At 54.4% G+C, this 21,200-nt stretch carries 21 protein-coding genes and 2 pseudogenes; 16 read left to right on the plus strand and 7 right to left on the minus strand.

The features are described 5' to 3' along the window. Window positions 1-560: 560 nt before the first annotated feature. The 3 genes from J3351_RS13220 to J3351_RS13230 all read right to left on the minus strand — a co-directional run bounded on the left by J3351_RS13220 (window position 561) and on the right by J3351_RS13230 (window position 2,120). Window positions 561-1,046, minus strand: a complete 486-nt coding sequence (locus tag J3351_RS13220; protein WP_223384264.1) for a hypothetical protein — start codon at window positions 1,044-1,046, stop codon at window positions 561-563. A 164-nt stretch (window positions 1,047-1,210) separates the two neighbouring features. Beyond that, entirely contained in the window at window positions 1,211-1,798 is a 588-nt protein-coding gene (locus tag J3351_RS13225; RefSeq protein WP_207697938.1) for a DUF2812 domain-containing protein, read from the minus strand. Then, window positions 1,791-2,120 carry a PadR family transcriptional regulator gene (locus J3351_RS13230; protein WP_112092034.1) on the minus strand — a complete coding sequence of 110 codons (330 nt, stop codon included), beginning with the start codon at window positions 2,118-2,120 and terminating at the stop codon, window positions 1,791-1,793. The genes J3351_RS13225 and J3351_RS13230 overlap by 8 nt, the downstream gene beginning before the upstream one ends. A gap of 1,065 nt (window positions 2,121-3,185) precedes the next feature. Between J3351_RS13230 and J3351_RS13235 the strand changes: the two are divergent. After that, window positions 3,186-3,398: pseudogene (locus J3351_RS13235) on the plus strand (heavy metal translocating P-type ATPase); the annotation flags it as partial. Between the two features lie 68 nt (window positions 3,399-3,466). Here the strand turns inward: J3351_RS13235 and J3351_RS13240 are convergent. From J3351_RS13240 to J3351_RS13255, 4 genes are all read right to left on the minus strand, one after another. After that, the gene (locus tag J3351_RS13240) at window positions 3,467-4,354 is read right to left on the minus strand and encodes a 4Fe-4S binding protein (RefSeq protein ID WP_227622351.1); all 888 of its coding nucleotides are present in this window, start codon (window positions 4,352-4,354) and stop codon (window positions 3,467-3,469) included. Between the two features lie 8 nt (window positions 4,355-4,362). Then, the gene (locus J3351_RS13245; RefSeq protein WP_156060232.1) at window positions 4,363-4,821 is read right to left on the minus strand and encodes an FMN-binding protein; all 459 of its coding nucleotides are present in this window, start codon (window positions 4,819-4,821) and stop codon (window positions 4,363-4,365) included. Next, complete coding sequence (locus J3351_RS13250; protein ID WP_156060231.1) at window positions 4,818-5,930, minus strand: FMN-binding protein; 1,113 nt, start codon at window positions 5,928-5,930, stop codon at window positions 4,818-4,820. Before J3351_RS13250 ends, J3351_RS13245 begins: the two co-directional genes overlap by 4 nt. Window positions 5,931-6,011: 81 nt before the next feature. Continuing rightward, entirely contained in the window at window positions 6,012-7,328 is a 1,317-nt protein-coding gene (locus tag J3351_RS13255; protein WP_156060230.1) for a penicillin-binding Tp47 domain C-containing protein, read from the minus strand. Window positions 7,329-7,935: 607 nt separating this feature from the next. Between J3351_RS13255 and J3351_RS13260 the strand changes: the two genes are divergently transcribed. The 15 genes and pseudogenes from J3351_RS13260 to J3351_RS13330 all read left to right on the plus strand — a co-directional run bounded on the left by J3351_RS13260 (window position 7,936) and on the right by J3351_RS13330 (window position 20,967). Beyond that, on the plus strand, window positions 7,936-8,703 hold the full coding sequence (locus tag J3351_RS13260) for an alpha/beta fold hydrolase (protein ID WP_156060229.1): 768 nt from the start codon (window positions 7,936-7,938) through the stop codon (window positions 8,701-8,703). 101 nt (window positions 8,704-8,804) lie between these two features. Further along, the gene (locus J3351_RS13265; protein ID WP_207697939.1) at window positions 8,805-9,668 is read left to right on the plus strand and encodes an MBL fold metallo-hydrolase; all 864 of its coding nucleotides are present in this window, start codon (window positions 8,805-8,807) and stop codon (window positions 9,666-9,668) included. Then, entirely contained in the window at window positions 9,665-10,366 is a 702-nt protein-coding gene (locus tag J3351_RS13270; RefSeq protein ID WP_207697940.1) for an L-2-amino-thiazoline-4-carboxylic acid hydrolase, read from the plus strand. Before J3351_RS13265 ends, J3351_RS13270 begins: the two co-directional genes overlap by 4 nt. Continuing rightward, window positions 10,366-10,857 carry a hypothetical protein gene (locus J3351_RS13275; protein WP_156060227.1) on the plus strand — a complete coding sequence of 164 codons (492 nt, stop codon included), beginning with the start codon at window positions 10,366-10,368 and terminating at the stop codon, window positions 10,855-10,857. Before J3351_RS13270 ends, J3351_RS13275 begins: the two co-directional genes overlap by 1 nt. An 11-nt stretch (window positions 10,858-10,868) precedes the next feature. Further along, complete coding sequence (locus J3351_RS13280) at window positions 10,869-11,711, plus strand: class I SAM-dependent methyltransferase (protein WP_156060226.1); 843 nt, start codon at window positions 10,869-10,871, stop codon at window positions 11,709-11,711. Beyond that, window positions 11,708-12,640, plus strand: coding sequence for an acyl-CoA thioester hydrolase/BAAT C-terminal domain-containing protein (locus J3351_RS13285; RefSeq protein WP_156060225.1), 933 nt, complete (start codon window positions 11,708-11,710; stop codon window positions 12,638-12,640). The genes J3351_RS13280 and J3351_RS13285 overlap by 4 nt, the downstream gene beginning before the upstream one ends. 1 nt (window position 12,641) lies before the next feature. Continuing rightward, the gene (locus tag J3351_RS13290) at window positions 12,642-13,274 is read left to right on the plus strand and encodes an L-2-amino-thiazoline-4-carboxylic acid hydrolase (protein ID WP_156060224.1); all 633 of its coding nucleotides are present in this window, start codon (window positions 12,642-12,644) and stop codon (window positions 13,272-13,274) included. Window positions 13,275-13,280: 6 nt separating this feature from the next. Continuing rightward, window positions 13,281-13,883 (plus strand): L-2-amino-thiazoline-4-carboxylic acid hydrolase, encoded by a 603-nt coding sequence (locus J3351_RS13295; RefSeq protein WP_156060223.1) that lies wholly within the window; start codon window positions 13,281-13,283, stop codon window positions 13,881-13,883. Window positions 13,884-14,030: 147 nt separating this feature from the next. After that, a complete protein-coding gene (locus tag J3351_RS13300) occupies window positions 14,031-14,510 on the plus strand; it encodes a hypothetical protein (protein WP_156060222.1) in 480 nt (159 codons plus the stop codon). Between the two features lie 99 nt (window positions 14,511-14,609). Beyond that, window positions 14,610-14,827: pseudogene (locus J3351_RS13305) on the plus strand (zinc transporter); the annotation flags it as partial. Window positions 14,828-14,962: 135 nt separating this feature from the next. After that, window positions 14,963-15,940 (plus strand): helix-turn-helix transcriptional regulator, encoded by a 978-nt coding sequence (locus J3351_RS13310; protein ID WP_005935772.1) that lies wholly within the window; start codon window positions 14,963-14,965, stop codon window positions 15,938-15,940. Window positions 15,941-16,013: 73 nt separating this feature from the next. Next, window positions 16,014-16,769 (plus strand): hypothetical protein, encoded by a 756-nt coding sequence (locus tag J3351_RS13315; RefSeq protein ID WP_156060221.1) that lies wholly within the window; start codon window positions 16,014-16,016, stop codon window positions 16,767-16,769. Window positions 16,770-16,838: 69 nt separating this feature from the next. Continuing rightward, window positions 16,839-18,608: an ABC transporter ATP-binding protein gene (locus J3351_RS13320; RefSeq protein ID WP_156066089.1), complete on the plus strand. Its 1,770-nt coding sequence runs from the start codon at window positions 16,839-16,841 to the stop codon at window positions 18,606-18,608. Between the two features lie 3 nt (window positions 18,609-18,611). Then, complete coding sequence (locus J3351_RS13325) at window positions 18,612-20,339, plus strand: ABC transporter ATP-binding protein (protein WP_156060220.1); 1,728 nt, start codon at window positions 18,612-18,614, stop codon at window positions 20,337-20,339. After that, window positions 20,233-20,967, plus strand: coding sequence for a recombinase family protein (locus J3351_RS13330; protein ID WP_227622354.1), 735 nt, complete (start codon window positions 20,233-20,235; stop codon window positions 20,965-20,967). The genes J3351_RS13325 and J3351_RS13330 overlap by 107 nt, the downstream gene beginning before the upstream one ends. Window positions 20,968-21,200: the final 233 nt, after the last annotated feature.

Consider the following 21,200-nt stretch of genomic DNA (forward strand, 5'->3'; position numbering starts at 1 on the left):
TACCCAACACCTTAACGGTGCGGACATGGGACTTGATGCTTCCTCGGCCTAGCCGGGTACTCCGTAACCAATCCTGACAGGCAGTTGCCGTGTCATTTTTCGAAAACTGTTTTACGGATACCCAGCAGTCGGGAACGCTCTGTTTTTCTTTGCCGGAGATGTGAGCCTGTTCCGCCTGCCACGCGGCAAGCTCGCGTTTGCGCAGCGCAGCGGAGCAATGAAAGCCCCAGTGGGGCTTTTAAGCGACCGAACGGTCTTGCGCAAGCAAGATGGAGGGGCCTTGCCCCCGACAAGTGACCGTTGCCCCTCCTCGCTGTTCCAGCAGGCAAGGATGGCCGGGTAGAATGCCCGCGCCAGACGGTCGATGACTTCATCGGGATAGGGGGAAGTGTTTGTGGACTTTTTCTTTTTGTTCAAACGCACGCTCCTTTGATCGTCCCACCATGGCAAAGCTGAGCGAGAAAATCAAAGTTCCAATTTTTATCAGGCGCAAGGGCGCGGATGCTTTCCGCCCTGCACTTGCGGCTGGTGGCTCGTTGATGGCTTACAAGTGCCTGTCGTTATGCGATTTTTTCATCGTTCAGCAGTTCTTCAAACTGTGCCATATATGCCTTATGCTGTTTGAGAATCTTCGTGGTCTCCACTTTCACATAGGCATCATCAGGCACCTTGGGGAGATACTTCATCAGGAAATCAACATCCTGCTGGATTCGCCGGACGGCAGCTTCCAGCGCAGAATAGTTGATTCCGTAGATTCGTTTCTGCGGAGCAGAGCGGTCCTCCGGGTGCAGAATCTCGTGCACAATCTGCTTGCGATTCGGAAAATCTGCCTTGGCAAGACGGTGCATATCGGTATCACGGACTTTGAACTGCCCGGACAGGATCTTCTCTTTCGTACCGGGCATCATCTGCTCCATGATCTCCACGCCCCGCATGAACTTTTCCGAGCGGACAACATAGGATTCGCTAACGTTGTTCCGCTCTGCAATCTGCTTGCGGATGCTTGCTTCCGCAGAGGTGGGAGGAATTGTGTCAATTTGACACAATTCCTCCTGAGCCGTTTCCTGCGTAGTTACTGTATACTGCCTTCCGGTACGCTGTCAGCTCTGCACGATGCTGTTCCTCAAAGGCTGCAGAGCAATCTTTTTGTATTCCTATAAATAACAATCAAGAGGGCGACAGCTTTTGTTGTCACCCTCTTGATTGTTATTTATTTTTCCCACGTTTTGGCTTTTTGTCGGACATTTATAATTTGGAGCTGGTACAGAATGCTGGGAATTGCTGAAACCAATGAAAAAATACCCAAGGCAATAGAATGCTTAATAATGGCAAACAGTGCAAATAGGAGCAGCAGGAATAGCCATGGGTTACGCAAATTGCGGTAGTATTTTTCTTTATCGGCATAAGAGGTATGAAGTTCAAAAGGCTTTCCGTCGTTTGCTTTTTCTACAATCAATAGTTCCCGGTTAAAAGTTGTTGCGTTTGTTGCAATACAACCGTCCATTTCTGCCCATGGACGCAATCGAACTTTTCCGATAGAATAGTTTAGATTGATATTCTTGAAAAATACCTTGTAGCCCATATCCTCCAAAAAATCAGCATAGTCTGTTGCATTCTCTTTTGATTTTTCTCCGATAAACTCTACACAATAGGTCACTTCATCGGGATTACATTTTTCAAATTCATAGAGCATTCTTCCTGTCCGGACAAGTCGATAGCCTTTTTCGGACATTTTGTTTAACCATTTTGCCTGTGCATTTAGCAATCCACCAAAGAAGCGATAGCATTTTTTACTCATACTGTACCTCTCCAATAATTTCACTTGCGACGCGTACAAGTTCGTTTAGTCTTGCAAGCTCTTTTTCTGCAATTTCTTTTCCCTGTGCTGTAATGTGGTATTCTTTTTTTCTTCCCTCACTATCTCCATAAGGTTCAATCCACTTCTTGTCCTGCAAAGAGTTTAATGCTCCATATAAAGTGCCTGCGCCTAGGGAAAGCCGTCCGCCTGTTTTTTCTTCAATAAATTGCATGACGGCGTATCCGTGTTTTGGCGTATAAAGAGAGAGCAAAATATAAAAGGTGACTTCTGTAAGCGCACCACCTTTTGTATTATCTCGCATGGTTTGACCTCCTTATTACGGTTACTGTAATAAATATATCACTAACCGTAATATTCGTCAAGCGGATTCAGAAAAATTATTTGAGGGATGTGTGAAAGAAGAACGGTCTACTCTATTCTTGTTTTGTTGTTCGGCGTGTCGTGGTGCTGGGAATTGCTAGGGGACGATTGAACATTCGTTTTGGTCATTGTACCTCCTGTCTGTTCGATAACTCCTCGGTGAAGTTATGTAAGCACGACACGCCGTTGCTGTTCGCACCGTCAGGTGCGAACCATGAGCAGGGTTTGGGGTGGGACCGCGTTTGCGAAGCGCAGCGCAGCAATGAAAGCCCCAGTGGGGCTTTTAAGCGGCAGCGCGGTCTGCGACAGCAGATGGAGGGGCGTTGCCCCGACAAGTGCTACCCCAACAAGATCACATCAAAACTCGCAAGAGTTGCAGATGTGAAGTCCCAGTGGAGCACAACATTTTCAAGAATTGAAAATTTGTGGCCACGGGACGGTTCTTGCCCTTTACCGATTCGCTCAAAATCAACTTTCGACAAATGTTTCCGAATTATTAAGGCGTAAAAAATAAGTAAAGGGACTTTGCTCATGTAATGGGGTCACCGTTTGCTCCGAACGAAGTTCCTGCCCCTGTTTTGCAGCGGCGTTGACTGGAAAGCCGGTATCACGTTCGGACGGCTCATGAAATTTTCAAGGTGCAATCTTCCCCGGAAAAGAAAAATACCGCCCACGCAGCGCAGCGATGATTTTGTCGGGTGAATCGGCGGCAAAATGAATCGGGTGTGTTGCGGGGCGGTTGATCTTTCAGGGATAATCCACGGAGAGGCCGTGTTCAAAATGAACACGACCGCATCTTGTGGAGAGATTCAGGTTACTCCACAAAATCAGTGGAATTTACAAGAAAAATACCACGGTATGTAGAATGCGTCAAGAGGATTTTGAAAAATTTGTTATGCAAAATCGAAAAAAGTACGACGCATTCAATCTTTCTGCTGCCTTTACAGGCCGCGTTTGCGAATTTCTGCAAGGGAGCATGACCAAAATGATCCTCCGTATCAAGCTGCAGCTAACAATGTTAAAATCCATTGCCAACGCCCTGTAAAAGCGGGTGGGCGGCAATTACCGCTTTGTGCTCAGCTTCAACTCAGTGCTCATCCTTCTGGGCGCATTGAGCATCCTGCCCCCTGCTACCAGTGCGATGCTGCATAACCTTTCCACCCTTGGCATCAGTCTGCGCAGCATGACAGACCTGTTGGAGCAGAAGCCTTTCCTGTAAAAATGATAAATCATCCCAACCAAAAGGAGGCCGCTGCACAAATACCGTGCGGCGGCCTCCTTTTTGGTTTAGATAAACCGGCAGAAACCCAGCCAGCAGCCCAACAGGAAGAAGAGCAGTGCCTTCACCAGTACCGGCAGCCACGGGCGCTTGCACAGGGCCGTGTCCCACCGGTGGATGTTCTGCTTGGGGCAGGTGTCCACGCAGGCTTCACAGGCGATGCACTCCCCGCTGCGCAGGCTGCTTTCCTCCAGCTTCAGGCACACCGGGCACTGCTGTTTACAGGCATTGCAGCCCGGGATGCAGTCGTCGCTCTGCCGGTGCAGCCGCGCAAATGGCAGCACCGGCAGCAGGGCAAACACCGCTCCCATGGGGCAGAGGAACTGACAGAAGAACCGGGGCTGCACCGCCATACCCAGCAAAATGAGCACAAGAAGCCCGATGCCCACACCAAAGCCCTCCGGCGGCAGACGCAGAGCCGTCAGGCGGGAAAACACCTCCCACGGGCTTGCGCCGGTCAGCAGCTTTTCCTGCCGGGTCACATACAGCGCCACCAGCCCCGCCAGCAGCAGATATTTGACCTTCTGCCCCCAAAGCACCGCCCGCTCCGGCAGACGGAACTGCTTTTTGCGGTGGAACAGCTTTTTCTGGACAAGCCCGGACAGCGCCCAGACGGCATCGCCCAAGCTGCCGAAGGCGCAGACGTATCCGCAGAAAAACCGGTCGAACAGCAAAGTGAAGCCGCACAGCCCCAGCAGAGAAAGCGTGAAGCTGTCCGCTGTGAGCACCTCGCCCGCACCGATGTGCAGAAAGATCTGCTTTACCCCGGAAAAACCGGCCACAAATGCGCCCGGCATGGACACAAAGAAGAACAGCTGCACCCCGGTGCGCAGCCATGTACGGCGCTTTTGGTCCCGCTGACGCTGCTGCGCCGCCGTCAAAGGCTTTGTCTGCATTTTTTCCATCATCCTGCCGCCTTTCCCAATGCGTCCTCGACTGCACCGATGAGACCTTCTGCCGTGAGGGTAGCGCCGGAAACGGTATCCACCTCAGCAGACTGCACTGCCAGCATCTCGTCCAGCAAAGGCAGCGCCTGCTTATAGTAGGGCTTATCCTCGCCGGAAGCATCCAGCACCGCAATATCGGTCATTTTTCCGTTCTGGATAGTCACCGACACCCGAATGACATCGCCAAAACCATAGGCGCTGCCCTCATAGATGCCGTCCCGGTAGCCGCTCTGCTCTGCCTGTGCTGCGCTCTGCGCCTGCAAAACGGAAGCATTGTAGGCTTCAACTTCGGCAATTTCCTGCTTGCGCTGGCTTACCGCTGCCGCCCGGATCAGCGCCACCTGCTGGTATTGCCACAGTACCCCCAAAATTAGCAGCAGGTTCACCGCCCGGAGGAGAAAATTTTTGTATTTCATTCTGCTGCTCCTTCCGTTTCAGATTCAATCCCGGTCTCTTCCGGCGGCAGTGCCGACTCGGATGCCGACAGCACTTCCTCAGAAGATGCCGGTTCCGGTTCAGAGGATGCCGGTGCATCTGCCGGGAAAAGCTGCTGCCATACTTCCTTGAGCCACACGGGAACGGCGCTCTTTTCCTCCGGCTGCACCACCTCCACGGTTGGCGCAGTGACCGGCGTTTCCTCAGGTTCCGGTGCTTCAGACGGTGCGGCGGCTTCTTCTGCCGCTTCTTCCGATGCTGCCTGCTCCGGGGCGGCTTCCTCTGCCGGGGCAACAGCCGCCTTTGCCAGTGCCAGCTTGACCGCGTTCAGGATGCCGGTGGAGGAGTAGGTGGCGCCGGAAACGGCATCCACGTTGGGGTTCTGCCCTTCCAGAATGGCGGGGATGACCTGTTTTGCCATGGAAAGATATTCCTCCTCATCCTCGGCGCTCAGAAGAGTGATATCGGTGATCTTATCCTCTGCCACCGTGACCTGCACCGTGATCTCGCCCTCAAAACCCATGGCCTCGGCGGTGTAGATGCCGTCCAGGTAGGTAGAGGGTGCGGTAAATTCCTCCACCACCAGCGGTGCGGCGGGCTTTGGCTGCGGCGGCAGGGGATTGTTGACCACCTCGCCGGTCAGGGCGTTGTGCACCGCGCCCAGAATGCCCCGGCTGGTGTAGGTGGCCTCGGAAACGGCATCCACTTCCCAGCTCTGGGCTTCCACCACGGTGGTCAGAAGCCGCTTGGCGCGCCGCAGAAACTGCTTGGTCTCGTGGGAAGCGCCCAGGATCTCGACCTCCGTGATGCTGCCGTTTTCCATGGTGACCTGTACCCGGACGGCACCGCCGTAGCCCCGGGAAGAGCCGACGTAAACGCCGTCGGCGTAGGGCAGTTTGGGCAGCACTTCTTCCTCCGCTTCGGAGGAAGCGGCTTCCACCGGCTGCTCCACCACAGCCGTCAGTCTTTCCGGCACGGCGGCCAGCACCGGCACGGTGCGGGGCAGGGCAAAAAGCACGGCTGCCGCTGCCGCCACCGCCGGGAGCAGCTGCACCAGCGGCAGCAGCGCATTGCATTGTTTTTTGTTCATTCCATCTTCTCCTGACACGGAAAAGCAAGGCCGCCTGCTGAAAGCGACCTTGCTTTTTGGGTGTTCTGTTTTTTTGCCGGATCAGGCAGCCTTCAGGTTCTGCACAGCATCGGTCAGGTGGGTCACCTGTTCCAGTGCAGCAGCCTTATACAGGGTATCCCGGCTCAGCAGCTCCACACTTTCGGCGAGCTCAGTCTCCAGATCAGCATAGCTGGCTGCGGTGTAAGCGGCCTTTGCCTTGCTCTGTGCCGTGGCGACCACAGCCTGCAGAGCGGCGCGGTCTGCATCGCTTGCCAGCTCGTGCTTGGCAAGGTTCTCGGCAGTGGTCTGGAACTTCACCACCGTGTCGGCATAGCCCAGTGCGCGGATGGTGATGGTCCAGTAGCCGGTGCCATCGGTGCCCTCCGGCAGCTGGCAGCGGGCGGAATCGCTCAGACCCAGCTGGATGCCCATGGACTTGTGCATCCAGTTGTCGGCTGCAAACTTGGTGCCGTAGGAGGCCTTGGCGTGGGTGTAGGTACTGTCATCGCCGTAGTAGGTCCACACCACAGACTGCATCCGGGAGCCCAGCTCGCCGTAGTTGCCGTTCAGGTCCAGACGGATGAACTCGCCAAAGCTGCCTACATCGCTGCCGCTGCGCAGGTTCACGGTAAGACCATCCGCAGCCTTCTGGGCGGCTTCTGCCACGCCGGAACCGGTGCCAGTATGTGCGGCAGAGAAAGTGTAGCCATCGCCGCTCTTGGTAGCGTACTTCAGGCCGTTGGTGTTTTCGTCCACCGCAGCCGTCAGGGTATAGGCGGTCAGGTTCTTTTCAGAGTAGCCGCCCACCAGCTGACCGCCGTTTTCCACGACGGTGTACTTGGAGCAGAAATCTGCAAGGTCGCTGGTGGCCACGCGCACCGGCACATACTTGGTGCCCAGCACCTCGTAGTGATCCATCTGCACGGTGGAGCCGTCGGCCTTGGTAATGGTGCCCCGGTTCCAGCCCACGGTGGTGCCATCGGCCAGATAGATGGTCTTGCCATCCTCCGACCAGTGGGAAACGGTGTAGCTGCTGCCGTCCTTGGCGTAGATCACAGCAGTGCTCTGGAAGCTGCCACGATGCAGACCGTGGTTGACGGTAGCGCGGGAAACGGCATCAAATGCGCCCAGATCCTGCTCCTCGTGGCTGTCCAGCTGTGCAGAGGCGGCAGCGTTGCCGGCAGCATAGACCGTCTCGCTTGCCCAGTACTCATCCCAAGTCAGGGCAGCATAGAGGTAGGTGTACTTTTTGCCCAGCAGAAAATCGAAAAAGTCGTTTTCCTCCTCGGCGGGGGCTGCTGCAAAGGCGGTAGCGGTCAACAGAGTGAACGCCATAGCTGCCGACAGCAGCAGGGAAAGAAATTTCTTTGCTCTCATGAAAAATGCTCCTTTCATCGCAAAGGCAGAGAATCACTGCCGCATAGTTAGTTGATCCTAACATTTCGCGCAAAAAAATCTGTGGGGTAATGCCCCTCAGATGGTTAGGTTGAACTAATTTGACGAAATTTAAAATAGCACGCATACAGGGGCTTGTCAAGAAAAAACAGGGATGTTTATAGAGGCTAATTTTTCGGCAAAAGGTGCCGACAGCACCCGCTATACCGCAAAGCCATTGACCTTTTTGCCGGAGCCATGCTGTATGTTGTGGTGGAGGAACTGATCCCAGAAATGTCGCAGGGATAGCACTCCAACGTCGGCACGGTGTTTTTTGCGGTGGGCTTCAGCGTGATGATGGTGCTGGATGTGGCACTGGGGTGACGGTTGGGGGTTCCCGAAAGCGAAATCTTTTTCAAAATCTCCGAAAATGCCTAAACTTCTTGACAGAGGAGACGGCAGGGCGTATTATTTTGGCAGAAGGACCGCTGAGAAGCGGCTTTTTATAGAATGAAAAGTTAGCATTGTCTAACTCAAAACTCTGCCCTATACGAAGAAATATATCTCTTCTATTTACAGGTGGAAAATAAGTAGAGAAGGAGCGATCAGGATGAAGATCTACCATTTTGGTGCAGAGGATGCCCCGGTGCTGTTGCTGCTGCCGGGCACCTGTTGCCATTGGAAAAGCAATTTCGGTGCCGTGATCCCGCTTCTGGCTGACAGCTTCCGGGTGCTGTGCGTCAGCTACGATGGCTTTGATGAGACTGAACAGACCGAATTTCCCACCATGCTGGAGGAGACCGAAAAGATCGAGGCCTACCTCAAGACCCACTGCGGCGGTCACATCCGGGCAGCCTACGGCTGTTCTCTGGGCGGTTCCTTCGTGGGGCTGCTGGCGGCGCGGCAGAACATCCACATGGACTACGGCATTCTGGGCAGCTCCGATCTGGATCAGGCGTCGCCGCTGGCGGCAAGCTTGCAGACGGATTTTCTGCTGCCATTGATCTACCCTGTGGTGCGGGACGGAAAGTTCAAGGCGAAATTTCTCCAAAAGCGGCTGGACAAGTGTGCTAAAGAGTCGGGGGATTATGTCAAAGCCTTTCTGAAAATGTTTGGTGAGGCCCGCCCTTATGTGACCATGCAGAGCTGTAAAAATCAGTTCTACTCCGATCTTATCACTCCACTTCCGGATAAGATCCATGTACCCGGTACCGAGATCCATATTTTTTACGCCCTGAAAATGGGCGCAAAATATCGTGCCCGGTATCAGCGGCATTTTGCACATCCTGTTCTCCATGAGCAGAACTTGCAACACGAGGAATTGCTGGCCTGTCACCCGGAGCAGTGGGCGCATCTGGTAAAAAGCATTGCATTGTGAACGGTAAAACGTATCTGGAGCAAGCAGGATTTTGTAAGATTCAGAGCCACAAAAACAAAAAGGGCTGGCTGTGCGTCACAGCACAGAAATGAGGTGCGATCATGTCGAAAAAAGCAACGGAATTTCAAAGAAAAGCAATGAGCTGGATGTACCGGGGCAAGGAAATCTTCAAGCCTTTGAACACTGGCTGGATCGACGAGAATGTTGCCTGCGTGCGCGAATGGGTGGCGAACATCTTCTTCTACCGCAAAGGCGATACGACCATTATGGTCGATGCGGGATATAACTACGACCGCCTTGCCGAAAAAATGGGCTGGCTTGAGATTGATCCGAAGTCGATACACCATATCCTTATCACCCATCAGGACACCGACCATGTGGGTGCGGTGGAAGCAGACAGTCCGGGGCTGTTCCGGAATGCGAAGCTGTACATCGGCGAGATCGAGAACCGCTATCTCACCGGCGAGGTGCGGCGAAAAGTCATCTATCATCTCTATAAATTGCCGCAGGTCACGATCAACAACGAAAAGGTACTGCTGCACGATGGGCGGGTACTTGACATTGACGGCATCAAAATCGAGTGTTTTCTCGTTCCCGGTCATACATGGGGGCACATGGTATACCTTGTGGACGGGAAATATCTCTTTACCGGCGATACCATCTGGTTCGGCGCGGACGGTGGATACAGCTTTATTTCCGCATTGGCAGAGGACAACAAGCTGGCGGTGAAGTCCTTGGCATTGCTGGAGAAAAAGCTGAAAAAACGTGGGCTGCATCCGCTGTTCATTACCGGACACACCGGCTGGACGGACAACATGGAGTTTGCCTTTGCGCACAGAAATGAGTTGAGCTCACCGTTCAAGAAAAAAGTCCACGACCCATCGGCACCCTATGATGCCTACGACGAATCGGACGACACCGAAGAAAATGCAAAGAGCGGTTTTCTGAAAGGCGTGGGAAGATGAAGGACAGCGAATTACAAATTGACCGTAACTGCCATGTGCTATATTCCAAACCCTGCAAAAAGGAAATTCTGGCGAAAATCACTCTGCACTATCCGGAGGTGGAGCGCGAGGTGGTCTGGGAGCAGGTGCAGCTGAGATACGAAGAGCTTCTTTCCAAGTGGCGCACCGACCTCGGCGGTAAAAAGAATTTTCACAACGGCGTAGGCGGCACCTACGACTGCATCGCCATCATGTGCTTTTACGATGTGTGCCGGGATGTGGTCACATTCCGCGAAATGGAAGAGATAGAAGAAAATCTGATCCTGCCGTCCTTCCGGAAGCTGCGATTCGTTGACATCAACAAGCCATTCTGGAAAAAGCTGATGTATCGGGCATTCAGCACCGCCCAAAAGCACTGTGACACATGGCATGATTACGAGATGGATGTTGCGCCTTACGAAAACAGCAAGCCCATCTATTATGAATTTACGGCGTGTCCGGCGGCGGAATTTGCCAAGCGGTTTGGATTTGCGGACATTATGCCCGCCCTGTGCAATGTGGACTATGCGTCCATGGAACTGCTCCATGCCAAGCTCGTGCGGACGACCACCTGCGTGGACGGCTGCCGATGCGACTATACCATCTGCGGCGATAAGGATCCATACGTAAAGGAACATCCCGAATACCGGGATGAAAACGGATACAGGAGGAATAAGTAATGCTTTTACAGGTGATTCTGGAAGGTCTTGGGCTGGGGGCACTGCTGGTTCTGGTCTGCGCTGCGGGCATCCGCAAAGGGGCTGTTGGGATGGTGCATCTTTACAGCCCGGCGGTGCAGCAGCGGTGCGTAAAACTGGGGCTTACAAGCCCGGAACGCATCCGACGCAACAGCCTGCTGTTCAAAGCAGTCTGCATTCCCGGCTATATCGGCTATGTGCTGGTCTGTGTCTATGGGATAAACGGTGCAAAGGGCTTTGTTCAGGGTTTCTGGCAGTTACTCGTTATCTTGTCCGTTATGAATCTCATGGACCGCCTGTTGGTTGACGGCTATTGGGTGGGGCACACGAACGTATGGACGATCCCCGGAACAGAAGATCTGAAGCCCTACATCACCGCAAAAGACAAGCAGAAAAAGTGGCTGTTCGGCACGGTGGGCATGGCAGTCATAGCGGCGGTGCTGGCGGCAATTATGACTATTTTTCTTTACTGAGGGAGGAGCCTATGAAATATAAAATCGAGAAAAACACCGTGCAGGAGACGCTGATCCTCCCGCTGTATTCCCGGAAGCTGTGTACCGAGCTGTATCCGAACCTTTACCAAGACGAAACAGCGGTGCATCTGATTGACCAGATCGACTACGATTTTTCAGAGGCAGAGAAAAACTCCCGCAGCCTGATGCAGCGGTTCGGTGCGCTGGAGGTGGCCATGCGGCAGAACGACCTTACCTTTGAGGTGCAGGCGTACCTGAAAACGCACCCCTGTGCGGCGGTAGTCAACCTGGGCTGCGGGCTGGATAACACCGGCAGAGCCTGCGACAACGGCAGATGCAAAATTTACAATCTGGACTTCCCGGATGTGATCGCCTTGCGGCAGCAGCTACTGCCCGCCGGGGAGCGGGAGCAAAATATCCCCTGCGACCTGAAAGACCCCGCATGGTTTGACAAGATCGATGCCTCCGGCGGGGCGGTGTTTTTTGCCTCCGGGGTGTTCTATTACTTCCTGACGGAGCAGGTTTGGGAACTGGTACGGGGGATGGCGGACGCTTTCCCCGGCGGGGTGCTGGTCTTTGATGCCGCCAACCGCACGGCGGTGAAGATGATCGCAAAAACATGGCTCAAGACTGCAAAGATCAAGGATGTGGGGGCATATTTTGCAGTTTCGGATGCAAAAAGTGAGCTTTCCCCATGGGACAGCCGCCTGCAGATATCCAACCGTGGCTATATGCTGGGGTACAGCGACCTGAAAGATCCATCGGTCAGCTGCTTTTTCCGATTCCTCGCAAGGGTTGGGGACAGCGGGATGAAAATGCAGATCGTGAAGATCGGATTTGGAGGGAGAGCATGAAACACCTGCACTTTGATGTGGAACTCAATGGCTTTTACGGTGCGTATTGGGCGTGTGCCGGCGGTTCAGATTGTGCGGTCATCACGATGATCGGGGATGATCCGGAGGATCGGCTTGCGCGCTCGGCAGTGAAATGGCTTTGCGGGTGCGGTGTAAACGTGCTCACAATGTCGCCCGCGAAAAAAGATTACGGACATCATAATTACCCGCTTGAGCGTGTGGAGACGGCAATTTCATGGCTGAAAGCTAACGGTAACAGAAAGATCGGCGTTGCCGGTGCATCGACCACCGGAACGCTTGCGCTGACAGCGGCTGCCATGTTCCCGGATATCACCCTGACCATTGCCATGACACCCAGCGACTTCGTGTGGCAGGGCTTTCTGCAGGGCAAAAGGGACGGCTGCAAGGAATGGCCGGTCGAGGGCGAGTCGTTGTTCTCCTACCGGGGCAAGCCGCTGCCCTATATGCCGTTTTGCTATCAGCATCCCGACTATTGGCACTGCATCGCCGCCGAGAGCAAACGCACCGGCGATATGGTAAACTCCCGCAAGCTGTTTGACGATTCCGAGACAGCTCATCCGATCGAGCCGGAAGAATACATTCCCGTTGAAAACATCCGGGGAAAGCTGCTGCTGATCGGCGCGGAGGACGATGCGCTGTGGGACACCGCAAAGTATATCCGCCGGATGGAAAAGCGCCTTGCCGAAAAACCGCATGAATGCGAGATCGAGACGATGGTTTATGCCCACGGCACCCACTTCGTTTTCCCGGAGGGGATGCTGAAAATCATGCTGCCGGTTGGCTCCGGTCTATTTGTGAAGTTCGCGTTTCAGGCAGCAAAAAAATATCCGAAGGAATGCCGCCAGACCCGGATAGACATCGAGAAACGGATGTGCCGGGTGTTAGCGGAATGGAAAGGAGCAAAGTGAGATGCGTTGGATGGGAATGCCCATGGCCATGTGGGCGGTGTTTGCCAGATCGTTTCAGACGCAGCTGACGGCGGTACTGGGCTATGATGCAGCTACCGCAAAAGCCATCACGAAAAAGGCAAAGCAGCAATACCGGCAGATCATCCGCAGGCTGCCGGAGTTTGAAAAGGCCGACCGCTTCCAATTGAACATCATTGGCTGCGCCATGCTGGGGGCGTTCGTTCTCTGTATGCCGAAGCGGCCGGATACAGAGGCGCTGACGGTATACTATGAGAACGCTCAGATGACGCCGCTGATGAAGTGGTTCTGCCGCAAGAGCGGAAAAAGCAAATTTACCCCAAAGGATATTGCCGCTATGAAGGCAACCGCCGCTCTGAAAGCCGCCGACCGCAATCCCTATTCGTGGAACATGGAGTTTTACGAATACCCGGACGGCAGCGGCTACGAGGGACGCTTTACAAAATGCGGCATCTGCGTGCTGATGAAGGAACTGGGTCTGTACGACCTGACCCCCGCCCTGTGCCATCTGGACTACACCATGAGCGAAGCAGGCGGTGTGACAAATTTTATGCGGCAGTATACCCTTGCTTCCGGCGGACCCTACTGCGACTGCGGGTACAAAAAGAAAGGGTAACGGACGATGAAGAGGAAGGAAACCTATCTCTCCCGTGATTTTCGGGAGACTGCGGCACTGCGCTTTCCCGCGCAGGCAAAGGAACTGAACACCGCTTTCGATATGCGCCTGAGTGCGCTGCTGGCTGAAAACGTGGGTGCAAGCAAGGAAAAGCAATACCACCTCAAGCGGCAGATCTTGCCGGGCATTGCGGCCTACGAGACCTTGCAGCGGGTCATGCCGAAAGAGGAGGCACTGCAAACCGTTCACGGCTATGTGGAGCGCTTGGCGAGAACGAGCCACAAACAGCTTGCCGCCCTGCTGTACATACCGGGGCTTTACCGCCTTGTTCCCGGCGTTTTCGTCAAATCCACCCGGAGCGTTTTCGGCCCGGCGGCGGGCTTTGCCCCAAAAGAACTGCAGACCGGCAACGGCGTCTGGCGTGTGGATATGATGAAATGCCCGTATCATGACACCTGTGCAGAATACGGCTGCCCGGAGCTGTGCCGCTGCTTTTGCGACAGTGATGACATCAGCTATACCGGGCTGCATCCGAAGCTGATTTGGCATCGAACGAAAACGCTGGGGCGCGGCAATGACCGTTGCGATTTTTGCATGAAGGTCAGATAATAGCGGGGAGGCATATTGGCATGGAGATCAAATGATTCGGTACATGGTATTTCTGGCATACTTTCTTGTTTTGTATGAACCACGATGGAAGACGAAGGAAATGAGAGCATATGCCCGATTCGCACGCAGACTGAGAGGAGAAAAACAATGATCGTACTGCAACTGCTGCTTTATTGTCTGCTGTTTACCGCAATGGTAAAAATCGCTGTGATCGGTGGTGCTGTCAATGGACTGTACTTTTATCCCAAGGAGGTGCAGGATCGCGCCATCGAACTGGGACTGATCGACCGCAATACGATGAACCGGAAACGAAAATGCTTTATGATACCGTTCTTTATCGTGATGCTTGCTGCTCTTGTGCTGATCATCGGTTTGTGGAACGAGGCTTCCTCCTTTGGTGAGGCCTATTGGCAGGCGCTGCTGTTTCTTGAGGTCATGAATATCTATGACGGCGTTGTAATCGACAAGCTATGGGTCGGGCACAGCCAGTTTTGGGTGCTGCCAGGGCTTGAAGATGCGCCGTTCGTGCAGACCTGGAGGCAGGTGCTGAAAAAGCGAAGCATACTGGCGCTGATCTGGGTTGCGGGAGCGGCAATTGTCGGCGGTATTGTCCATTTGATCTTCTAAGAAGTTGGAAATTGCCCAAATGAAAAGCAGAATCATGAACTGCAATCGGAGGCAAAAAAGATGAAGACGGAGAAACCGAAAAAGCTGATTCGATGGTACATTCTCGGTGCGATCGGGGCAGTACTGACGATCCTGGCGGCAGGCATTGTGGTGCCCGCTTTGTCCTATCTGCTCAGCTTTGCCGCCGGAGCCATGCTGTATGTGGTGGTGGAGGAGCTGATCCCAGAAATGTCGCAGGGGCAGCACTCTAACGTCGGCACGGTGTTTTTGCGGTAGGCTTCAGCGTGATGATGGTACTGGATGTGGCACTGGGATAGCGCATGGTTGAGAAAATTGCGATGCAAGGGGCGAAGAAAGGAAAAACATGAAAGACAGAGATCTGCCAGTTGACCACAGCTGCCATTCCAAGCCCTGCAAAAGACGGATTGTGGAGATCGGATTGAATAAACAGTATGATTGATATCATTTTTCATGACAAAACGGGGGTCACTCCCTATAATCCCGGACAAACAGGCGGCTTTGAAAATGCGGCCGGAAGTGGAGAAATTCACTATTACCGGCTGTTTGATGGCGTGGGGATCATGCTGCTGCGGCTGGAGATGGAGACCTATACGGAAATCCGCACGCAGATCGGTATGATAGAGATCAATTTCTGCATCAATGGCCGTTTTGAAACCAGCTTTTCCATGCGTGATAGCGTTCTGCTAAAGCCGGGGGATATGGCCGTCAGCTGCTACGACGGACGGCATGGAACACGTTCAGAGTCACGGTTCCCGCTGGGCTGTTACGAAGGGCTGTGTCTGGAAGTTGATCCAGCAGCCGCTCAGAACTGGCTTGAGAAGAACGCACCGGGCTTTTCGGTGGATTTTGCGGTACTGAAGCAGAATCTTCTGGGAAACCGATGGTTCATGTTCGGTACGGCAGGACCCCGCTGTGAGCACGTTTTCCGGGAATTGTACGAAAATGCGCCCTACATGGATCTCCGGTTCCTGCGGCTCAAGGTGGTGGAGCTGTTGATGCTGCTGAGCCGCATTCCGCAGGAGGAAGGAACGGACTTGTACTGTTCTACCGAACAGACCGAACTGGCACACCATCTCCGGGATCACCTTCTGACAAACCGGGAGGGGTATGTCTCCCTTGCGCAGCTGGCAGAAGAACACGGGATCTCGGTTTCGCACCTGCAAAAAATGTTCAAACAGGTCTACGGTGTGCCAGTATACCACTATATCAAGGAATACCGTCTGGAACAGGCTGCCGTAGAGCTTGTCCGGAGCGCAAAACCCATTACGCAGATCGCACAGAATGCAGGATATGACAACGCCAGCAAGTTTTCGGAGGCTTTCCGGAAACGATATGGAACGACCCCGTCGCAGTACCGCACCCACGCAAATGGACTCGCAAAACGGAGCAGGGAAATCAGAATGGAGTAGTCCACGGCCGAAAAATATGCTAAAGTACAGAGCGGTTAGAATAAACTTACTTTAAAACCGGAGGTACTTTCATATGATGATGAAAAAGAAATTTGTTGCAGTGGCCTTGTCTGCGGTCTGCCTGCTGTCTGCTGTCAGCTGCGGCCAGCAGAGCGCAAGCACAGCGTCTTCGGCATCCAGCGTTTCCTCCTCGGTGGCTTCTTCGGCTTCCGCAAGTCAGGTAATGGATGCGGAGGATTATCTGTCTGGTATCAGCGGGACTTATGTGGAACTGTTCCCGGAGATGGCAAAGAGTGAATACCGGAATTTGTGGATCGACGCTGCGACTCCACTGGTAGGCGAGGACAATGCGGAATCGGCTACGGATATGCTGCTGGGAATGTGCATGGCAGAGCCGTATGGCGAGGAGGCTGTTGAAAAATATGCAGCAGATCCGGACAGCACGGCGTTCAACTGCTATTTTCTGGGCGGCGTGGAAAAATTCGTGATGAATGGCGACACCATCACCGGTCTGGATGCGCAAGGACAGGAAGTGTTTGCACACACCTACCAGAAACTGGATGTGGACAATGAAAACAGCTTCCTCTTCTACCAGAGCGAGGATGCGGATTCCGGGGAGTTTACCTACTTTGCCTTTGCGCCCGATACGATGGAAACGACGTATCATCTGGAATTCCGCTATGCAGAGGATCTCGACGACCTGCAGAGCTGGTATGAAGGAAATTATGCTTATTGGAATGCTGCCGCCATCGCAGAGGACTATGATCAGGCAACTATGGAAAATGTCATTGAACTTTTCGTCACGGAAAATTTGTCTGAGGCAGAATAAACGGCACATGCGCACCCGATCATGTCAGGCAGTTGCGCATGGCAATATTGCGGTAAGGATGTGATTTGATTGAAAAAACGATCGGACTTTTCCCGGCTGATGGGCTATGCAGGGAACTACCGATATTTCACCTACGCTTCGTGGGTGCTGTCTGCGGTCAGTGCGCTGGTGGCGCTGGTGCCTTTTGTGTACATCTGGAAGATCCTGCGGGATGTGCTGAACGCCGCGCCGGACTATGCGCAGGCGGTGAACATCCCCCATTACGGCTGGATGGCAGTGTTGTTTGCAGTGCTGTCTTACCTTATTTACATTGCAGCGCTGATGTGCTCCCACCTGTCGGCGTTCCGGGTGGCGACCAATCTGCGGCTGGCGGTGTCGGAGCATCTGGCGGTGCTGCCGCTGGGCTTTGCCGAGACCTTCGGCAGCGGTAAGCTGCGCAAGATCATCCACGAGAGCACCGGAGCCGCCGAGACCTATCTTGCCCACCAGCTGCCCGACCAGTACAACGCCATCGCCACCCCGGTGGGGCTGCTGGTTCTGCTGTTGGCGTTCGACTGGCGGCTGGGTCTGCTGAGCCTTGCGCCGGTGGTGCTGGCTTTCCTCATTATGACGACCATGACCGGCAAGCGGATGGCTGAAAAAATGCGGCAGTACGGCAACGCCTTGGAGGCTATGTCCAACGAGGCCGTGGAGTACGTCCGGGGCATCCCGGTGGTCAAGACCTTCGGGCAATCGGTATTTTCCTTCAAAAAGTTCAAGACCACCATTGATGAGTATGAAAAGTGGGTCATCTCCTACACCAAAGACCTGCGCCTGCCCATGATGTTCTACACCGCCGCCGTCAACGGCGTGTTCGCCTTTTTGATCGCGGGCGGGCTGCTGTTCACGACCCACGGTGTCACCCCGGAATTTCTGCTGAACCTGCTGTTCTATATCATCATCACGCCGGTGATCTCCCTGACTTTGACCCGCATAATGTACATGAGCGAGAACAAGATGGTGGTAGCGGATGCGCTGGCACGCATCGACTCGGTGCTGGAGGCAGCACCCATGCAGGTTCAGGCTGTTCCGCAGCACCCACAGGATGCATCTGTCGCGCTGCAGGACGTGCATTTCAGCTATGACGGAAAAACCGAGGTCATCAAGGGCGTTTCGCTGGAGATCCAACCGGGACGGACTGTGGCTTTTGTAGGCCCCTCCGGCGGCGGAAAATCCACGCTGGCAAACCTTGTCTGCCGGTTCTTTGATGTGCAGAGCGGCAGCGTCCGGGTGGGCGGAGCGGATGTGCGGGATATCCCCAAGGAAGAGCTGATGGATACCATCTCCTTTGTGTTTCAAAACAGCCGTCTGCTCAAGGGCAGCATTCTGGATAACGTCCGTCTGGGCAGACCGCAGGCCACCGAAGCTGAGGTGCTGGCAGCGTTGAAAGCAGCGCAGTGCATGGATATTATAGAAAAGTTCCCGGCGGGTATCCACACTGTTATTGGCACCAAGGGCGTGTATCTGTCCGGCGGCGAGCAGCAGCGCATTGCCATTGCCCGCGCCATGCTGAAAAATGCGCCCATCCTGATTCTGGACGAGGCCACCGCTTTTGCCGACCCGGACAATGAAGCTAAGGTGCAGGCAGCCTTTGCCCGGCTTGCCAAGGGCAAAACCGTGCTGATGATCGCGCACCGCCTGTCCACCGTCGCCAACGCCGACTGCATCTATGTGGTGCAGGATGGGCAGATTGCAGAATCCGGCACAAAGGACGAACTGTGCGCGCAGAACGGCCTGTTTGCCCGGATGTGGCAGGATTATCAGGCCTCGGTGCAGTGGAAGGTCGCAAAGGAGGGGTAAAGGATGATCGAAAAAATTCAACACGCCACGGCCAGCTCCCCGGAGGGCGCAAAGGGGCTTGTAAAGGGCGTTCTGGCCTGTGCGTTCCAGAATATAGCGTTCATGCTGCCCACCGGGCTGCTGTATCTCCTGGTAAAAGATCTGCTGGCAGGCTCCGCGAGCGGGAGAACCGCCTTTTATCTGCTGGGGTGTGCGGCCTGCTTTGCGCTGATCTTGCTGACCACATGGTTCCAGTACAACGGCACCTATTTTACGACCTATAAAGAGAGCGGCACCCGCCGCCTGACCCTTGCGGAGCGGCTGCGCAAGCTGCCCCTGTCCTTTTTCGGCAAGCGGGACCTTGCCGACCTGACCAGCACCATCATGGCGGACTGCGAGGTGTTGGAAAAGACCTGCTCTCACTTTATTCCCGGCCTGTTCGGTTCCTTGATCTCCACCGTGATTATTGCGCTGAGCCTGTTTGCGTTCGACTGGCGGATGGCACTGGCAGCTCTGTGGGTCATCCCGGTATCCGCTGCCATCGTGGTGGGCAGCTACCGGGTGCAGGACAAGGTGCAGGGCAGGACCATGGCGGCGAAAATGGCCTGTGCGGACGGCATTCAGGAGTACATCGAGACCCTCCGGGACCTGAAAGCCAGCAATGCGGAGCAGCGTTATCTGTCCGGCCTTTCCAAAAAGATTCGTGCGGTGGAAAAACAATCCGTTGCGGCAGAGCTGGAAACAGCGCTGTTCGTGTCCTCTGCGGGCATGGTGCTCAAGCTGGGCATTGCATCGGTGGCGCTCACTGGCTCGGTGTTGCTGGTACAGGGCAGCATCGACGTATTGACCCTGTTTCTGTTCCTGATGGCGGCATCCCGGATGTACGACCCCATGCAGGGCGCTTTGCAGAATCTGGCGGCGGTCATCGCCATGCGTACCAATGTGGGGCGGATGAATGAGATTCTGGACGCTCCCCTGCAGACCGGCAGCGAGCAGCTGACCAATCAGGGCTGCGATATCGTGTTCGACCATGTGGGCTTTGCCTATAACTCTGGCGAGACGGTTCTGCGGGATGTTTCCTTTACCGCAAAGCAGGGCGAGGTCACGGCACTGGTGGGACCCTCCGGCGGTGGCAAGACCACCGTTTCCCGACTGGCGGCACGGTTCTGGGACTACCAGAAGGGCAGCATCACCGTGGGCGGCATGGAGGTTTCCCAAATCGACCCGGAAAAGCTCATGAGCCTGTATTCCATCGTCTTTCAGGATGTGACCCTGTTTGACAACACGATCCTGGAAAACATCCGTCTGGGGCGCAAAGGTGCCACCGACGAGGAGGTTCTGGCAGCGGCAAAGCTGGCAAACTGCGAGGAATTTGCCGAAAAGCTGCCGGACAAATGGAACACGAACATCGGCGAGAATGGCTGTGCTCTTTCCGGCGGCGAGCGTCAGCGCATTTCCATTGCCCGCGCCTTCCTGAAGGATGCGCCCATCATCCTGCTGGACGAGGCCACAGCCAGCTTGGATGTGGAAAACGAAACTGCCATTCAGGAAGCACTGTCCCGGCTCATAAAAAACAAAACCGTCCTCATCATCGCCCACCGGATGCGCACCGTAGCTGGTGCGGATCAGGTGGTGGTGCTGTCGGGTGGCATCGTGGCCGAGCAGGGCAGCCCGGCAGAGCTGTACGCCCGGAAAGGACTGTACACCCACATGGTGGATCTGCAGTCGGCAAGCCGGAATTGGACGATCTGAGAATGAGGGCGGCTTTTATAAAGATAGCGACAAAAAGCTGTTCGACATCGTTCTGGTCTGGAAGCTAGATCGCTTCGCCCGGAACCGCTACGACAGCGCACGGTACAAGACCCAGCTGAAACGCAATGGTGTGAAGCTGGTATCGGCTACGGAAGTCGTCATTTCGGCTGGCCCGGAGGGCATCATTCTGGAGTCTGTTCTGGAGGGCTATGCGGAATACTACTCGGCTGACCTGTCTGAAAAGGTCGTGCGTGGCATGACCGAGAATGCTCTCAAGGGTATTTATAATGGTGGCACGATTCCGTTCGGCTACATGATCGATGAGACCCGGCATTACCAGCCCGACCCGCTGCTGGCCCCGTATGTGGAGCAGACGTTCCAGAAGTATGCGGACGGTGCGACCATGACTGACCTGCGGGATTGGTTAAAGGCACACAACATCAAAAATTCAATGGACGGGGAGATGTCCTACAATACGATTCAGCGGATGCTGAGCAGCCGCCGGTACATCGGCGAATTGTGTTTGCGGGATGTGGTACAGCCCAATGCGATTTCGGCGTTGGTGTCAGGTGAACTTGTCGGGGTAAGCCCCCTCCATCTTGCTACGCAAGACCGTTCTGTCGCTTAAAAGCCCCACTGGGACTTTCATTGCTCCGCTTCGCTGCGCAAACGCGAACCTGTTCAACAAGGTGCAGGAAAAGCTGGCAAAAAACAAAAAGGCCCCTGCCCGTCATTGAACTGCACCCCATTTGTTAGACAGTATGGTATACTGTTTAGGAAATGGGGTGTTTTTGTATGCCAAAGGGACAACGAAAGTACAACGGAGCTCAAAAGGTAGAAATCATCAAACAGCTTCACAAT

The sequence above is a fragment of the Faecalibacterium sp. Marseille-Q0746 genome (assembly GCF_017377595.1).
Taxonomy (GTDB): Bacteria; Bacillota; Clostridia; order Oscillospirales; family Ruminococcaceae; genus Faecalibacterium; species Faecalibacterium duncaniae.

What these genes read in the sequence shown, in the direction of transcription:
- J3351_RS13225 (WP_207697938.1), bottom strand. Translation starts at nt 1,798, where the DNA reads ATGAGTAAAAAATGCTATCGCTTCTTTGGTGGATTGCTAAATGCACAG.
- J3351_RS13230 (WP_112092034.1), bottom strand. Translation starts at nt 2,120, where the DNA reads ATGCGAGATAATACAAAAGGTGGTGCGCTTACAGAAGTCACCTTTTAT.
- J3351_RS13240 (WP_227622351.1), bottom strand. Translation starts at nt 4,354, where the DNA reads ATGCAGACAAAGCCTTTGACGGCGGCGCAGCAGCGTCAGCGGGACCAA.
- J3351_RS13245 (WP_156060232.1), bottom strand. Translation starts at nt 4,821, where the DNA reads ATGAAATACAAAAATTTTCTCCTCCGGGCGGTGAACCTGCTGCTAATT.
- J3351_RS13250 (WP_156060231.1), bottom strand. Translation starts at nt 5,930, where the DNA reads ATGAACAAAAAACAATGCAATGCGCTGCTGCCGCTGGTGCAGCTGCTC.
- J3351_RS13255 (WP_156060230.1), bottom strand. Translation starts at nt 7,328, where the DNA reads ATGAGAGCAAAGAAATTTCTTTCCCTGCTGCTGTCGGCAGCTATGGCG.
- J3351_RS13260 (WP_156060229.1), top strand. Translation starts at nt 7,936, where the DNA reads ATGAAGATCTACCATTTTGGTGCAGAGGATGCCCCGGTGCTGTTGCTG.
- J3351_RS13265 (WP_207697939.1), top strand. Translation starts at nt 8,805, where the DNA reads ATGTCGAAAAAAGCAACGGAATTTCAAAGAAAAGCAATGAGCTGGATG.
- J3351_RS13270 (WP_207697940.1), top strand. Translation starts at nt 9,665, where the DNA reads ATGAAGGACAGCGAATTACAAATTGACCGTAACTGCCATGTGCTATAT.
- J3351_RS13275 (WP_156060227.1), top strand. Translation starts at nt 10,366, where the DNA reads ATGCTTTTACAGGTGATTCTGGAAGGTCTTGGGCTGGGGGCACTGCTG.
- J3351_RS13280 (WP_156060226.1), top strand. Translation starts at nt 10,869, where the DNA reads ATGAAATATAAAATCGAGAAAAACACCGTGCAGGAGACGCTGATCCTC.
- J3351_RS13285 (WP_156060225.1), top strand. Translation starts at nt 11,708, where the DNA reads ATGAAACACCTGCACTTTGATGTGGAACTCAATGGCTTTTACGGTGCG.
- J3351_RS13290 (WP_156060224.1), top strand. Translation starts at nt 12,642, where the DNA reads ATGCGTTGGATGGGAATGCCCATGGCCATGTGGGCGGTGTTTGCCAGA.
- J3351_RS13295 (WP_156060223.1), top strand. Translation starts at nt 13,281, where the DNA reads ATGAAGAGGAAGGAAACCTATCTCTCCCGTGATTTTCGGGAGACTGCG.
- J3351_RS13300 (WP_156060222.1), top strand. Translation starts at nt 14,031, where the DNA reads ATGATCGTACTGCAACTGCTGCTTTATTGTCTGCTGTTTACCGCAATG.
- J3351_RS13310 (WP_005935772.1), top strand. Translation starts at nt 14,963, where the DNA reads ATGATTGATATCATTTTTCATGACAAAACGGGGGTCACTCCCTATAAT.
- J3351_RS13315 (WP_156060221.1), top strand. Translation starts at nt 16,014, where the DNA reads ATGATGATGAAAAAGAAATTTGTTGCAGTGGCCTTGTCTGCGGTCTGC.
- J3351_RS13325 (WP_156060220.1), top strand. Translation starts at nt 18,612, where the DNA reads ATGATCGAAAAAATTCAACACGCCACGGCCAGCTCCCCGGAGGGCGCA.